This is a genomic window from Streptomyces sp. NBC_00285, assembly GCF_036174265.1.
Lineage (GTDB): Bacteria > Actinomycetota > Actinomycetes > Streptomycetales > Streptomycetaceae > Streptomyces.
The window spans coordinates 2108257-2122801 of sequence record NZ_CP108055.1; the positions used below are offsets into that span (position 1 = coordinate 2108257).

At 70.9% G+C, this 14545-nt stretch carries 11 protein-coding genes and 1 tRNA gene; 4 read left to right on the forward strand and 8 right to left on the reverse strand.

Features of this window, described 5'->3' with window-relative positions:
- Positions 1–39: 39 nt before the first annotated feature.
- Positions 40–1701: a hypothetical protein gene (locus OHT57_RS09595; RefSeq protein WP_328745660.1), complete on the forward strand. Its 1662-nt coding sequence runs from the start codon at positions 40–42 to the stop codon at positions 1699–1701.
- A gap of 102 nt (positions 1702–1803) precedes the next feature.
- Here the strand turns inward: OHT57_RS09595 and OHT57_RS09600 are convergent, their stop codons facing one another.
- The gene (locus tag OHT57_RS09600) at positions 1804–2364 is read right to left on the reverse strand and encodes an HIT family protein (protein WP_328745661.1); all 561 of its coding nucleotides are present in this window, start codon (positions 2362–2364) and stop codon (positions 1804–1806) included.
- A gap of 259 nt (positions 2365–2623) precedes the next feature.
- Here OHT57_RS09600 and OHT57_RS09605 point away from each other — a divergent pair, with 259 nt between their 5' ends.
- Positions 2624–3295: a potassium channel family protein gene (locus OHT57_RS09605; protein WP_443053606.1), complete on the forward strand. Its 672-nt coding sequence runs from the start codon at positions 2624–2626 to the stop codon at positions 3293–3295.
- On the opposite strand, the gene thrS is transcribed toward OHT57_RS09605, so the two are convergent.
- The 3 genes from thrS to OHT57_RS09620 form a co-directional block, all read right to left on the reverse strand.
- Complete coding sequence (gene thrS / locus OHT57_RS09610; RefSeq protein WP_328745663.1) at positions 3205–5181, reverse strand: threonine--tRNA ligase; 1977 nt, start codon at positions 5179–5181, stop codon at positions 3205–3207. The genes OHT57_RS09605 and thrS overlap by 91 nt on opposite strands.
- Before the next feature lie 90 nt (positions 5182–5271).
- Positions 5272–6510: a hypothetical protein gene (locus OHT57_RS09615; RefSeq protein WP_328745664.1), complete on the reverse strand. Its 1239-nt coding sequence runs from the start codon at positions 6508–6510 to the stop codon at positions 5272–5274.
- A complete protein-coding gene (locus OHT57_RS09620) occupies positions 6507–7073 on the reverse strand; it encodes a DUF4365 domain-containing protein (RefSeq protein WP_328745665.1) in 567 nt (188 codons plus the stop codon). Before OHT57_RS09620 ends, OHT57_RS09615 begins: the two co-directional genes overlap by 4 nt.
- Positions 7074–7263: 190 nt before the next feature.
- On the opposite strand from OHT57_RS09620, the gene OHT57_RS09625 reads away from it, so the two are divergent.
- Positions 7264–7989 (forward strand): 3'-5' exonuclease, encoded by a 726-nt coding sequence (locus OHT57_RS09625; protein ID WP_328745666.1) that lies wholly within the window; start codon positions 7264–7266, stop codon positions 7987–7989.
- 49 nt (positions 7990–8038) lie between these two features.
- Here the strand turns inward: OHT57_RS09625 and OHT57_RS09630 are convergent.
- Both OHT57_RS09630 and OHT57_RS09635 read right to left on the reverse strand, forming a co-directional pair.
- Positions 8039–8110, reverse strand: a tRNA-Val gene (locus OHT57_RS09630).
- 39 nt (positions 8111–8149) lie between these two features.
- Positions 8150–8596, reverse strand: a complete 447-nt coding sequence (locus OHT57_RS09635; RefSeq protein WP_328745667.1) for an SRPBCC family protein — start codon at positions 8594–8596, stop codon at positions 8150–8152.
- Positions 8597–8691: 95 nt separating this feature from the next.
- Here OHT57_RS09635 and OHT57_RS09640 point away from each other — a divergent pair, with 95 nt between their 5' ends.
- Positions 8692–11043 carry an SCO7613 C-terminal domain-containing membrane protein gene (locus tag OHT57_RS09640; RefSeq protein WP_328745668.1) on the forward strand — a complete coding sequence of 784 codons (2352 nt, stop codon included), beginning with the start codon at positions 8692–8694 and terminating at the stop codon, positions 11041–11043.
- 70 nt (positions 11044–11113) lie between these two features.
- On the opposite strand, the gene OHT57_RS09645 is transcribed toward OHT57_RS09640, so the two are convergent.
- Both OHT57_RS09645 and OHT57_RS09650 read right to left on the reverse strand, forming a co-directional pair.
- Positions 11114–13849, reverse strand: coding sequence for an exo-rhamnogalacturonan lyase family protein (locus tag OHT57_RS09645; RefSeq protein ID WP_328745670.1), 2736 nt, complete (start codon positions 13847–13849; stop codon positions 11114–11116).
- 91 nt (positions 13850–13940) lie between these two features.
- A complete protein-coding gene (locus OHT57_RS09650) occupies positions 13941–14537 on the reverse strand; it encodes a hypothetical protein (RefSeq protein WP_328745671.1) in 597 nt (198 codons plus the stop codon).
- Between the last annotated feature and the right edge of the window lie 8 nt (positions 14538–14545).

The following is a 14545-nucleotide window of genomic DNA, read 5'->3' on the forward strand; positions in this document are numbered from 1 at the left end:
CCGCAGGAGCGGGAGCAACGCGGCGATCGGGGGGCGGGAATGACCGTTAACGGCGGTTACGCGGACTTCTTCGGTCCGCAGGTGCCGCGCACGGGTGACGAGGCACAGACGGCCACGTTCGCCCTGGCCTCGGCGGCCTATCGGGACAATCCGATGGAGGAGATCCTCAAGGCCAACAACGAATGGCACGAGTCGACCATCAAGGGCGGCCGCAGCTGGGCAAAGATCTTCCGCCCCAACCTCGGCGAGGCCTTCTCCACGGCCGTGGTCATCCGCATGCTCGGCAAGGGCCGCAAGCCGCTCATCCAGTCCTTCGGCGCCGAGCCGCAGGTCGTGGTCGAGCACTGTCTCGCGGCGAACAACATCCGCCGGGACCGGGACAACTGGCTGAGCGCCGTGGTGGTGCTGTGCGGTGTGCTCTTCCTGCCCGGATTCCTGGTCTGGCTGATGGTCTTCACGCTGCGCACCAACGTCGCCAGGCGCGACGACAAGCAGGCGGGCGTGCTCGGCACAGCGCTGCTGGTCGCGATGGGGGCGCTCGCCGTGCTCTTCCTGATCAAGATGCCCTTCGGCGGCTTCTGGGCCCTGTACGCACGCGCGTGCGTGGTCCTCCCTGTGGTCGGCTGGTTCTGGGCCAAGCAGATCTGCGAGCGCACGGCGACGGACCTGCGGAGCCGCTGGGACAATCTGCTGGCCGGCAGCAGCGTCGGCGCCAAGGTGCCCGAGGCGGTGCCGAGCAGCCCCGGTGAGACCGCGGCCGAACAACTCCGCCAGTCCCTCGCCACCCTCAGCGCCGAACAGCAGTCCAACTCCGTCTTCTACGCCGGCCCCAAGGGGATACTCGGCATGGGCACCCGCTGGGGCAGCTGGCAGCTGGCCGAGAACCTGGTGTCCGCCGACCCCACCCGGGAGATCCACCCCTTCCGCAGCTGGGACGTCATCCGCTCCATCCACGACCAGCTGCGCATGCTGGAACGCAACACCATCAACACCGGCGGCTTCCCGAAACCGTCCGTACGGCACTGGGTCGTCACCCCGATCGCGGAAGGCGCCAAGGCGGTGACCCGGCCCGGGGGCACGGACGTGGACGCGTACCAGGTCAAGTCCCACGCGATACAGGACATCTGCAACAAGCAGCAGTTCGGCGGCGGAGACCGGCACTACCTGGGCGTCCAGTGGACGCTGTGGGAGGGGCAGCTGGTCCTCACCATGATGATCACGGTGACCGTGCTGCACGAGACCCTGCGCATCGAGGTCACCGGGCACGCACTGGGGCCGGTGCACGGGCTGTTCACCTCGAAGCCGGAGGCCAAGGAGAAGGAGGTCGCCAAGTCGATCCGGTTCTGGGAGACCCGGAAGATCAAGCTCCCGCTGGTCGACGCCGACGAGGTGGTTCGTCTCGCCGCCCGGGCGCCCCTGACCCGGTATCCGCCGCTGCTCAACTGGCTCGGCGGCGCGCTCGTCCTGCCCGAGCCGTTCGGTGTGCGGCACGCCTGGGCGGACCGGCCGTGGCGGCACCGCTTCATGGCCGACGACGCGCTGCGTGCCGCGACACCGGTGCTGCGGGTCGTGCACGCCGCGGCGATCCGGGTCCTGGAGGACAACGGCGTGGACACGGAGAAGTTCGGCACGCGGGCGGGCTTCCTGAGCACGCAGGTCCAGGACGTGTCCCCGCGCAAGGCCGACCTGTACGACGCGTAGGCATCCGGCGGTGCGGGGGGTCTGGGGGCGGGGGGTCTGGGGGCGGTAACCCCCGGTCCCCGTCGGTCCGGACGGGCCGGTCGGTGTCGGCCTCGGCTGAGATCAGTCCGTCGGCCAGGCCTCCGCCAGCATCTTCCGGGTGTCCCCCAGCAGCTGCGGCAGCACCTTCGTGTGGCCGACGACGGGCATGAAGTTCGTGTCGCCACCCCAGCGCGGGACGATGTGCTGGTGCAGGTGGGCGGCGATACCGGCGCCGGCGACCGTCCCCTGGTTCATGCCGATGTTGAAGCCGTGCGCCCCGGACGCGGTCCGCAGGGCCGTCATCGCCTGCTTGGTCAGCGCGGCCAGTTCGGCGGTCTCCGGCTCGGTGAGGTCGGTGTAGTCGGCCACATGCCGGTAGGGCACAACCATCAGATGGCCGCCGGTGTAGGGGTAGAGATTGAGCACCGCGTACACCAGTTGTCCGCGCCGGACGATCAGACCGTCCTCGTTGGATTTGGCCGGGATGGAGCAGAAGGGACAGCCGTCTTCGGCACCCGGGCCGGTCGGCTTGTTCTCGCCCTGGATGTAGGCCATCCGGTGGGGTGTCCACAGACGCTGGAACGCGTCCTGCGTCCCGACTCCCCACTGCTGCTCCGGCTCACTCGTCATGCAGTGCAGCATATGACTTCGCCCGTTCGCGCCGTGTCGGTGGGGTTGTGGGAAAAACGGTCCGGGCCAAGCTGGACGGGTGGACGACGACAGCCGCGGAGCCGACGACACCGGGGAACACAGGAGCCACGACCACGAGGCCCGCCGGACCCGGGCCGCCGGTAGGCACGTACGGGGCGCCCCCGTCTCCGGCTCCCGCGGGACGCCGCCCGCCGACGACCGCGAGGCCCGCTGGGAGCAGCGCACGGAACTCCCTCTCGCCGTCGCCGCCCTGGCCTTCCTCGCCGGGTACGCGCTCCGGGTGCTGGCCGACGGTCTCGCGGACGGTCTGCTCGACCTCTGTCTGGCCGTGACACTGGCCGCCTGGGCGCTGTTCGCCGTCGACTACGCGGTGCGCCGGCGTCTGAGCGGGCAGCGGCAGCGCTTCGTACGGACCCACGTCCTGGACACCCTCGTGCTGCTCCTGCCTCTGCTGCGGCCCCTGAGGGTCGTGAAGGTGTACGAGGCCGTGCAGCGCCGGCGCGGACGGCCCCGGCTCGCCCTGCACGCGCGCGTGAGCGTCTACGCCGGTCTGTCGACCCTGCTGCTGGGCTTCACCGGTGCTCTCGCCGTCTACCAGCAGGAACGCCACGCACCCGGGACCACCATGCACACCTTCGGTGACGCCGTCTGGTGGACCTGCGCCACCCTCGCCACCGTCGGTTACGGCGATGTCGTCCCGGTCACCCCGCTGGGCCGCCTGATCGCGGTCGGCGTGATGATGATCGGGCTGGCCCTGCTCGGCGCCGTGACCGGGAGGACGACGAAGGGCCCCCGGGGAACTGAACTCCCCGAGGGCCCCACCTGCAGGCGTCAGACCTGTGTCCGCTCCTCGACGACCTTCGCGATCTTCGCGATGGCCTCGTCGAACGGGATGCCGTTCTCCTGCGAGCCGTCGCGGTAGCGGAAGGACACCGAGCCGCCCGCCATGTCCTCGTCGCCCGCGATGACCATGAAGGGCACCTTCTGCTTCTGGGCGTTGCGGATCTTCTTCTGCATGCGGTCCGAGGAGGAGTCCACCTCGACCCGCAGGCCCTGCTTCTTGGCGGCCGCGGCGAACTTCTCCAGGTACTCCACGTGTGCGTCGCCGATCGGGATGCCGACCGCCTGGACCGGGGCCAGCCAGGCCGGGAAGGCGCCCGCGTAGTGCTCCAGGAGCACCGCGAAGAACCGCTCGATGGAGCCGAACAGCGCGCGGTGGATCATGACCGGGCGCTGCTTGGTGCCGTCGGGCGAGGTGTACTCCAGCTCGAAGCGCTCCGGCAGGTTGAAGTCGAGCTGGATCGTCGACATCTGCCAGGTACGGCCGATCGCGTCCTTGGTCTGGACGGAGATCTTCGGGCCGTAGAAGGCGGCGCCACCCGGGTCCGGGACCAGGGGCAGGCCCTGCTTCTCGGCGACCTGACGCAGGGTCTCGGTCGCCTCTTCCCAGACCTCGTCGGAGCCGACGAACTTCTCCGGGTCCTTGGTGGACAGCTCCAGGTAGAAGTCGGTCAGGCCGTAGTCGCGCAGCAGGCCGAGGACGAAGGTGAGCGTCTTGTCGAGCTCCTCCGACATCTGCTCACGGGTGCAGTAGATGTGCGCGTCGTCCTGGGTGAAGCCACGCGCGCGGGTGAGGCCGTGCACGACACCCGACTTCTCGTACCGGTACACGGTCCCGAACTCGAAGAGGCGCAGCGGCAGTTCACGGTAGGAGCGGCCGCGCGCGTCGAAGATCAGGTTGTGCATCGGGCAGTTCATGGGCTTGAGGTAGTAGTCCACGCCCTCGTCGAGCTGCATGGGCGGGTACATGCCGTCGGCGTACCAGTCCAGGTGCCCGGACTGCTCGAAGAGCTTCCCCTTCGTCGCGTGCGGGGTGTAGACGAACTCGTAGCCCTCCTCCTCGTGGCGGCGGCGCGAGTAGTCCTCCATGACGCGGCGGATGATGCCGCCCTTGGGGTGGAAGACGGCGAGGCCGGAGCCGATCTGCTCCGGGATGGAGAACAGGTCGAGCTCGGAGCCCAGCTTGCGGTGGTCGCGCTTCTCGGCCTCGGCGAGAAAGTCGAGGTGCGCCTTCAGCTCGTCCTTGGTCGGCCACGCGGTGCCGTAGATGCGCTGGAGCATCGGGTTCTTCTCGCTGCCGCGCCAGTAGGCGGCCGCGTTGCGCATCAGTTTGAACGCCGGGATGTTGCGGGTGGAGGGCAGGTGGGGACCGCGGCACAGGTCCTTCCAGCACAGCTCGCCGGTCTTGGCGTCGAGGTTGTCGTAGATGGTGAGCTCGCCGGCGCCGACCTCGACGTCCGCACCGTCGTCGCTCGACGCGGAACCCTTGAGGCCGATCAGCTCCAGCTTGTACGGCTCGGCGGCCAGTTCCTCGCGGGCGGCCTCGTCGGTGACCACACGGCGGGAGAACTTCTGCCCCCGCTTCTGGATCTCCTGCATCTTCTTCTCGACGGCCTTGAGGTCCTCGGGCGTGAACGGCTTCTCGACGTCGAAGTCGTAGTAGAAGCCGTCCTTGACCGGCGGGCCGATGCCCAGCTTGGCCTCGGGGAAGAGCTCCTGCACGGCCTGCGCCATCACGTGGGCGGCGGAGTGGCGCAGGATGTTGAGGCCGTCCTCGGAGGAGATCTCCACGCCCTCCACCTCTTCGCCCTCGGAGAGGACGTACGCGAGGTCCCTGAGCTCGCCTCCCACGCGCGCGGCGACGATCGAGCGTTCGCCCGCGAAGAGCTCGGCGGCCGTAGTGCCCGTCGTCACCACGCGTTCTTCCCGCTCGGAATCGCGCTGGATGATCACACGGACGTCTGACACCGGTCTCTCCTGACTGAAGGTGGGTGCGGCGCCATACCGGGAGCGCGCGCAAGAGGGGATCGTACCGACCCGGCACCCGCCTCCGCGAAATCAGTCCCCTCCGCAGGCTTCCTGACCGGACTCTCCGCATGCCTCCTCGAAGAAGTCCAGATTCTCCTGGAGGGACTTCATCAGCCGGTCCCGCTCGGCCTCGTCCACCTGTACGGGCGCGACTCCGGTGGCCCCGGTGAGCCTGCGGAAGCCGCCGCGGCTCTCCAGCCGGCCGTGCACCCGGACCGGCAGCCCGACGAGGTGGGCCTGCCCGGCGATCCGGTACGCCTCCTCGTCCAGCGTCAGCCGCAGGTGCGGGATCTCGGCGCCGGCGATCACGCGCAGCCGTACCGACCCGTCGCCGCGCGGCCCCGACCTGTGCATCCGCTCCACCGTGCCGGTGATCCGCACCGGGACGGAGGGCTCCTCGCGCAGGAAGCGGGCTCCGGCCTCGCGCAGCACGGGCAGGTCGCCGGGCGAGAACTCGACGGCCTCGGCACGGGCCGCGCACCCTTCGGGGACCCCGGCCGCGGGCGCCCACTCGACGGCGATGCGGGCACCTTCGGTACCCCGCACGAGGGCGATCAGCGCCTCGGTGAGCTCCCGGCTGACACCCGCCTCGACGGCCCCGTCGAAGGCGTCCATGCCGCCGGTGGCCCGCTGGTAGTCGATGGCCTCCCTGGTCGCGTAGAGGGCCTGGTGGAGGCGGACGGCGAGGGGGCGGGCGGTGTCGACGGGCACGAAGGCGGTGAGCCGGCGGCCCCCGGTGGCCGAGCCGACCAGGACGGTGTCCAGGGTCGCGGCTGCCGTACGGCGGTGGCGGGCGCCGTAGTAGCCGGCACGCGCGCGTGTGGCGAGCGCGCCGGCGAGCAGGGTCTGGCGGGCGGCGGCGCGCAGTTGCTCCTCGACGCTCCAGGTCGTGGCGTCGGCGGGGCCGGTCGGGACGTCCCGCCACCAGCGGATCTCGTCGCTGGGCACAGCGAGCCCGACGAGCACCTCGCGCGCCGAGGGGGTGCCGCTGCGGGACAGCGCGACGAGGGCCTCGCCGAGGAGTTCCTCGCTGTCGGGGAACGCACGGCTCTCGGGCACGAGCAGGCTGGTCCCGCCCGCGCCCGGGCCCGGCGGCGTCCAGCGGCCGTAGCGGCCCGGAGCGCCGCCGCGCCGCTGCCAGCCGTGCCGGTGCAGCAGGGCGCTCAGGACGGCGGGGTCGACCTCGTCGGGAGTCGGTGAACGCTCCCAGTGGGCCTCCGGGTGGGGGCGTACGGCACGCAGTGGCTCCTCCAGCGGCCGGTGGGTCATGGTCTGCCTCCCGTCCCGACGCGCGTCATGATCTCGCACAGCGCCCGGTCGTCGAAGATGCGGTTGGTCGGAATCCGCACGGTGGTCCGGGTCCGGCCGGTGATGGGGTGGCCGGCCAGGTTGACCCAGTAACAGCAGTGTCTGAGGTCGAGGCGGTCGTGGCCGGCGCGCAGCCAGTCGTCCTGGGTTCTCGGGACGAGCATGACCACCAGGATCTTGTGGACGGACACCGGTGTGCGGGCGAGTTTGCGCAAGTGGTCGTTGTCGAGCGTGAAGGAGAAGAACCGGCCTGCCGGGTTGGGCGCGATCTGGTAGGTGCACTTGAGCTGCACCTTGATGGTGACCTCGTCGTCGACGGTGTGTCCGGGCGAGCCGTGGCTGACGTGCCAGTCGATGCCGTTGTCCGGAAAGGGTTGCGACAACGAGCAGCCGGCCGCCGCCGCGACGGCGTGCAGATAGCCCACCTGCAGTGTCTCCATGCAGGCGGTGGTGGCGAGCGTGCCGCGAAGGGGGCCCGTGCGTTCGGGCAGCAGCCCGCCCCGCTCGGGCTGCGCTATCGCCATGACCAACAGCCTTCCAAGCAAAGTGACATGCCCACAATGGGGGCGGATGAATCCCGCGCCGGGCCGCTGAACTGCAAAGACCCGTACTCCTGTTGTGTCCTTCCGGCGTACGGCGCAAACAGCCCGGGTATCACCAAACAGGCAGAAGACGGTGCGTCAGCTGCCGTGGGTGAACGAGGGGTTGAGTTGGATGACGTACTGGTACGAAGGGCCCCTGGCCGCTTTCGACACGGAGACCACGGGCGTTGACGTCGAGACCGACCGGATCGTGTCGGCCGCCGTCGTCGTCCAGGACGCCGCGGGCAGCCGGCCGCGGGTGAGCCGGTGGCTGGTCAACCCGGGCGTGCCGGTGCCCGCCGGGGCGACGGCGGTGCACGGGCTGACGGACGAACATCTCCAGCGCAACGGCCGCTGGCCGGCGCCGGTGATGTTCGAGATAGCCGAGGCGCTGGCGGAGCAGGCGGTGGCGGGCCGTCCGCTGGTGGTGATGAACGCGCCGTTCGATCTGACACTGCTGGACCGGGAGTTGCGCCGCCATCGCGCGTCGTCCCTGGACCGCTGGTTCGACACCTCACCGCTGCTGGTGCTGGATCCGCGGGTCCTCGACAAGCATCTGGACCGCTACCGCAAGGGCCGCCGCACCCTGACCGACCTGTGCGCGCACTACGACGTCGAACTGGAGGGCGCACACGACGCGGCGGCCGACGCGCTGGCCTCACTGGATGTCGTACGGGCGGTCGGGCGCCGTTTCGCGGCCCGGCTGGAGCGGCTGGCGCCTCCGGAGCTGCACAATCTGCAGGCGGTGTGGCACGCGGCGCAGGCACGGGGCCTGCAGGCGTGGTTCGCGCGCAGCGGCTCGGAGGAGTCGGTGAGCACGGACTGGCCGCTGCGTCCGGATCTGCCCGCGGCGGCATGACAAGGCATGAAGAAAGCCGGCCCGTCTGCGACGGACCGGCTTTTCCCGGTGGGCGATACTGGGTTCGAACCAGTGACCTCTTCGGTGTGAACGAAGCGCTCTCCCACTGAGCTAATCGCCCGGGAACGCACTGAACAATACAGGTCCCCGCGGGTTTCCTTCAATCCGCTTCCAAGTGGGCGACGAGCCCCCGCCGTCCGGCGCGCATCATCAGCCGGTGGTTGGCCCGGAAGACCAGCCGTCCCGGCACGGCCAGGCGCCGGAGCAGCGGCTTGTTCACCTCGGTGACCTGTTCGTAGCGGGCGAGGCTGCCGTCGCCGTCCGCGGTGATCGTCCAGCGCGCCCAACCGTCGAGGTCCCCGGCCATCGCGATCTCCAGCACCCCGGCCTCCGGGGCTCGGCGCACCTCGCGCGCGGTGAAGACCAGGTCGTACGGCAGCACGGCACGGATCGTGATCAGACCGGTGGTGTCGTCGAGTCGGCGGACCTCGCGCACCTGGGGCCACCAGCGGGGATACTCCTCGGCCCGTTCCAGTGCGGCGTAGACGGCGGCTGGCTTCGCGGGCAGGGACCACTGGGTGCGGAAGCGGAATCGGGTCCAGTCCATGCGCTGAGTATGGGTGAAGCCCGGCATCGGATTCGAGTACGTCCTGAGTATGTGTACTCATGTCGCGACGCGTGACCCAGCCCACACTTCACAGCATGACCCACATCCCGCCACCTGCCGAGGAGCTGCGGCTCCTCGACGCCGAACTGTGGCAACTGGACGCCCGCCGGGCCCAGTTGCTGGCCCGCCGGGCCTGGCTGGTCGCCGCGCTCCAGCCGAAGTGGCGCGCGCCCGAGCCGACCCGACCGGCACCCTCCGCGCTCCCCCGCCCCGAGGCGAGCCGACCGAGTGTGCAGAACCTGCTCCTCGTGCTCGGCGGTGTCCTGCTCACGGTCGCGGCGATGGTGTTCACGCTGGTCAGCTGGGGTCATCTGGGGATCACCGGCCGGGCCCTGGTGCTCGGCGCGGTCACCGCGGCGGCGCTCGGGGCCCCGCTGCTCCTGCTGAAGCGGGAGCTGCGGTCGACGGCCGAGACGGTGGCAGGTCTGGGTCTGGCACTGACCGTCCTGGACGCCTACGCCCTGCACGGGGCAGCTCTCCCGCACACGCCCGGGGCTGCCTACACGGCGGTCGCCTCGGCCCTCCTGGCCGGCCTCTGGACGGCGTACGGGCTGCTGCCGCGCGCCGCCGGGCTGCGTTTGCCCCGCCCCGCCGCCCTGGTCGCGGCCCAACTCCCGCTGTTCTTCTGGGCGATCGCCGCCGACGCGGGCGCCTACGGCCTCACGACCGCACTGTTGGTGACGGCCGGGTCCGACACGGTTGTGGCGCTCCGGGTGACGCCCAGGTCCGTACGCGTGGTCGCCGCGATCGGCGCGTACGGGACGGGCGCCTGGGGCGTACTGGCCGCCGGTTGGCTGACCTGGACAGCCACCGGCCCGAGCGCCGCCGCCCGTGCGGCGGCGCTCCTTCTCCTCGCGGCGGCGATCGCCCTGGCTGCGGCCCGGCAGAAGCAGTCGCTCGGCCTGGCCGTGGCCTCCGGGCTGCTCACGGTGGCGGCCCTCGGCGGTGCCACCCGATCCGCACTGCCCGAACCGTGGACGGTCCCGGTCCATCTGGCCTTCGGCATCGCACTGTTGGCGGCACTGCGGCTCAGCCGCCTGCCGGACGCGGTACGACGAGGTCTCGTATGGGCCTCCGGCGCCGTACAGGCACTGGCCCTGCTGTGGGCCCTGCCGGTCGTCGGTGCCGTCGTGGTGGGTCCGCTCGCCTGGGTCTCACAGGTCTGGACCGGCGCCCCGTCGGACGCCCGCGCCGCGGTGACCGTCGGCATGACCTGGCCGCCGCACTCGGGGGCCGTGCCGGTCGTCCTGGCCGCCGTCGCGGGGGTGCTCGCCCTGGCGGTACGGGACACGACCTGGCGTCCGCGGGCCCTGGCAGGAGCCCTGGGCCTGGTCTGGGCCACCGCGCTCACGCTCCCGGCGGTGCTCGAACTCCCTTACACCGCAGGCTTGTCGGTCCAGGGAACCGTGACGGTCGGGGCCCTCGCGGCCGCCGTGTTCCTACGACAGCACCTGACGGCCCTCGCCCTCGCACTGGTGACCTCCGCGAGCCTCGCTCTCCTCGCCCTCGCGTCCCAGACCGCGACCCTGGTCGTGCTCTCCGGTCTGGTCGCACTGTTCACGGCGGCCTCCTGGCGCCTCGCCCCGTTCACGGCCCCGTCCGCCCTGGTCTACGGCACCGCGCTCGCCGGTGCGACCGGTGCCGCCGTGGACTGGTCGCCGGCATACACGGCCCTCCTGGTCCTCGCGATCCCGGCGGCCGCGGCTCTGCTGGCGCCGCGACTCGGTGACCCGAAGGCCATCGTGTCGGTCGAGGCGGCCGGGGCGGCGGCCGGACTGCTCGCCATCGTGCTCGCGTCGACCGACGTTCCCCTGCTCGCCACGGTCCTGGCCCTGTGCGGGGTGATCACGGCGGGCACGGCGATCCGTACGGACCGCCGGCCGGTCGGGTACGCGGCCGCCGCCCTGTTCCTCGCGGCCACCTGGGTCCGCCTCGCGGCGTGGGACGTGGGCACCCCGGAGGCGTACACGCTCCCGGTCACGATTCCTGCGCTGCTGGTCGGCGTCCTGCGCCATCGTCGTGACCCGCGGATCTCGTCCTGGACGGCGTACGCCCCCGGGCTGGCCATCACCCTGGTGCCGAGCCTCGTCGCGGCCTGGAGCGATCCCCACTGGGCCCGTCCTCTGCTGCTGGGCACGGCGGCCTTGTCGGTCACCCTGGCAGGCGCCGGCCACCGTCTCCAGGCCCCGCTCCTGCTGGGCGGCGGTGTCCTGGTCCTGGACGCCCTGCACGAACTGGCCCCGTACCTCGTCCAGGTGGCGGACGCCCTCCCCCGCTGGGTGCTCCCGGCCCTGGCCGGCCTCCTTCTGCTCGCGCTCGGCGCAACATACGAACACCGCTTGAGGAACGCGCGAAAGATGCGGGACTTCCTGGGAAGCATGCACTGAACCCACCCAGGGGCGTGGGGAACTGCGTGACCAGCCAAGGCGGCCACGCAGTTCCCCACGGCACAAGCCGCTACGGCATCTTGTCCCCGAGCAGCGCCAGGTTCTCGATCGCGGCCAGTCCGTACAGCGCGGTGTCGTTGGACGACACCCAGGCCGCCTCGCTACCCGCCACCAACGCGACCGGCCCGCTCAGCGCCTCGGTCTTCCAGGGCGCCGACTCCTTGTACCCGTCGGAGTTGTAGAACTTGTCCCACGCACGCGTGGCCAGCTTCGCGTCCCCAGTCTTGACGGCCGCGTACGCGTCCAGCCGCGAGTGCCCCTGGAACAGCAGCAGCGACCCGAAGTTGGACCCGTACCGTGCCGCCTGCTCGGCCTTGGTCGCGTTGAAGTAGCGGCAGTAGTCGAAGTACGCCTCGTTGAACTTCGGCATGTCGACCAGGTCGATGAGCTCGGCGCACAACTCGTTGAGCCCGAACACGGCGGACAGGTGCGAGACCCCGACCACCGGCGCCGGAGCGACCGCGAACTTCCCCGTGTCGAGGTCGTACAGTCCGCTTCCCTGCACGAAGCCGTTGGGCTGGGCGGCGATGCCCTCCATCGTCGAAAGCACCCGGGCCTTGGCCTTCTCCCACTTGGGTCCCTTGCGTTCCCACTCGGTCAGCCAGGCCGACACCAGTCCGCTCCAGTCCGTGCCGAATCCGACCGACAGCGCGTGCCGGTCGGGCGTGTACGGGTCGGTGCGGATCTTGCGCAGCGGGTCCAGTACCAGGAACGTCTCGTCGGAGTCGACGTTGGCGTGCATGAGGTCACCGACGCGCTCGTCGGCGGTGAGGAAGTAGTAGTAGCGGCGGTACGTCGTGTTGGCGATGCGCTGCTGCTTGGCGCTGTCGGCATAGTGCTGCACACCGTGTCGGGTACCGAGTCCGGCCCACTGCCCCAGGTGGTATACGTCCACTTCACCGGTGTGCCGGGTCATGGACTCGGCGAACCGGAAGATGTCCGCGCGGCCACTGCGGATGTACGCGAACCAGAGCCAGAGGTCGGGCGAGAGCTCGGAGTTGTCCCAGGCGTAGCCGCCGATGTCGTACCGCCACTGGTGCCTGACGGTGTCATAGGTGTGCATGATGTCGCCGTGGTCCCAGAAGCCGTACCAACGGCGTTGCTCCACCTGGCCCTTGTAGTACGTGAAGAGGAAGTCGAGGTGGTCCTCGATCTTCGCCTTGGCCGGGGTCGAGCGGTCCGGCTCGGAGTACAGGCCCGGTCCGAAGACCTTCGCCTTGACGAGCTGCTTGGGCGGCGCGGCGAGCTGCGGCAACACCCTTACGGCCTCGACCTGTTGGGCCAGGACCTCCGGCGTGGGCGTCGACTCGTTGGCCCAGAACAGCAGTTCCGACGTACGGGCGATGCCATAGGGCGTGCCGAACTCGGGCTCGTAGTCCTCGTAGGTGATGTTGAGGCCTTCGAGCTGTTCGGCGAAGGTGTCCTGGCCCATGCCGTCGTGGTAGAAGCGCAGGTCCATGGGCTGGGCCTCGGGCGACCACAGCCAGAGGGTGACCTCGGCCTCGTCAGTCTGCGCGCCACGGATGTCGAGCTGGGAGGGGTGGCGCTCCCAGAAGTCCCGGAGCCCGAAGGAGAATCCGCCGCTCGCACCACCGACGTACCCGAACCCGGACGCCCGCCCGCCGCCGCCGGCGCCGATCCAGCTGTGGCCCTTCTTGGTGCGCTTGCGCACACTGAAGCCGTCGGAGGAGAGCTGCGAGAGGGTGTAGTCGCCCCACTCGGGGATGTACTGGAGCCGGGTCGTGACCCGCTGGTCCCAGGTGGCGGGGTCGGGCAGCTTCCGGCCCGCGTACTGGGCCTCCTGCACGGCGATGCCGGGATCGCGGCGCAGACCGGTGATGCCCTTGACGGCCTCGCGCAGCAGGCCTGTCCCTTCGCCGCCGATGCGGATGTGGCGGTCGTAGGACTGGTCCCGCATCGGCACGGTGAAGCGGACACCGAGGCCGCGGATGAAGTCGCCGCTCGCCTTGCCGGGCTCCTGGGTGCCGTCGTAGGTGATGGTGTGGACCATGCGGAAGGAGTCGGCGCCCGCGTAGAAGTAGAGGCGGATGGAGAACGGCAGCCAACTCCGGCTGCCCTTGCGGTGCTTGCCGTCGATCTTGACGACGGCACGGACCGGGCCCTCCTGCTCGACGGTCACCGCCGAGATGGCCCCCTCGAAGCGCTCTGTCCTGACCGCGCCCTGGTCCTCGTCCTCGATCTCGGGCTGGCGGATCAGCACGAGCCGCCCGTTCTTGGCGATCTCGGTGGAGCCGCGGGTCACCGACTTGATGAGCGTGGCGCCCGACTTGCCGATCTTCGCGGTGATGACACCGGTGGAGACGGTGATCGCGCCACCGCTCTTGTCGACGGTGACCTTCTTGTCGGGTACGGCCGTGTCGCCGGCGCTCAGCGACAGCTTGCCGTTGCCCGAACTGAGCGCGTGGGCGGTCCACTTGAGCGAGCCGTCGGGCCAGTAGGCGAGCGGCCAGGACTGGACCGGAACGCCCTTGCCGTCCGCGTCCGTCACCGCGAACTTCTGGCCCTCCTGATGGACGCCCTTCGGCCAGGGGACACCGACGGTGGAGCCGGGCGCGGCACCGAGGCCGCCGTCCTCCAGCCAGTCCAGGGTCACGGGAGCGTCGTCGGCCTCGGCGGCTCTCGGCGCGGCCTGCGCGTCCTTGGTGCCCAACGCCCAGCTGAACTGCGCGGCGGCACCGGCGACGGCGGCCGCCTTGAGGATGGACCTGCGGGGGATGGGGGACATGGCCGTTCCTTTCCATGGACAGGCTGGTCAGGGGCATGACAGAGAGAGGTACGGCGCCCGGGGCGCCGACCCAGGTCGGGGGCACCGCCCGTCAGCGGCGCCGGTGGCGTTCCTCCACGGCGACGGCCGCCGCCGCTACAGCCCCGAGGACGGGGACCGCCAGCGGTGCGACGAACCCCGCCGACAGGGCCACGACGGCCAGACCGGCGACGATCAGGAAGGATCCGGCGGGATCGCGCAGGGTCCTGCGTACGGCGCCCGCGAGCAGCGCGCGCCAGGAGGCGCCCGGCGTCCACACGGCAGCCGCGCGCAGCCCGGCCACCGCCAGCGCCATCAGCGCCAGCAGTCCGACGGCCCCGACGAACGGGCCGCCGGGGATCCCGGCCCGCGCGGCCTGGACGTCCACCCAGACCGCGGCCCCCGCCGCCCACCCGGCGACCCCGACGAGCCACCCGCGGCGCACGGCCGTACGGAAGTCCGCGACGAACTCCCGCCAGCCGCCCGCCTCATGGCCGGCACGCCGCCGCAGATGCCGTGCCCCGGCGGCGAAGGCCGCGGGGTAGGTGACGAGGCCGAGACAGGCCACGGCGATCCACACACCGGTGAGGAGCGCCTCGGCGAAAAGGGCGAAGCGCTCGCCGCCGAACACGGACGCCCTACGACGAGCCTTCACACGCGCTTGCGCCATGCTGACCG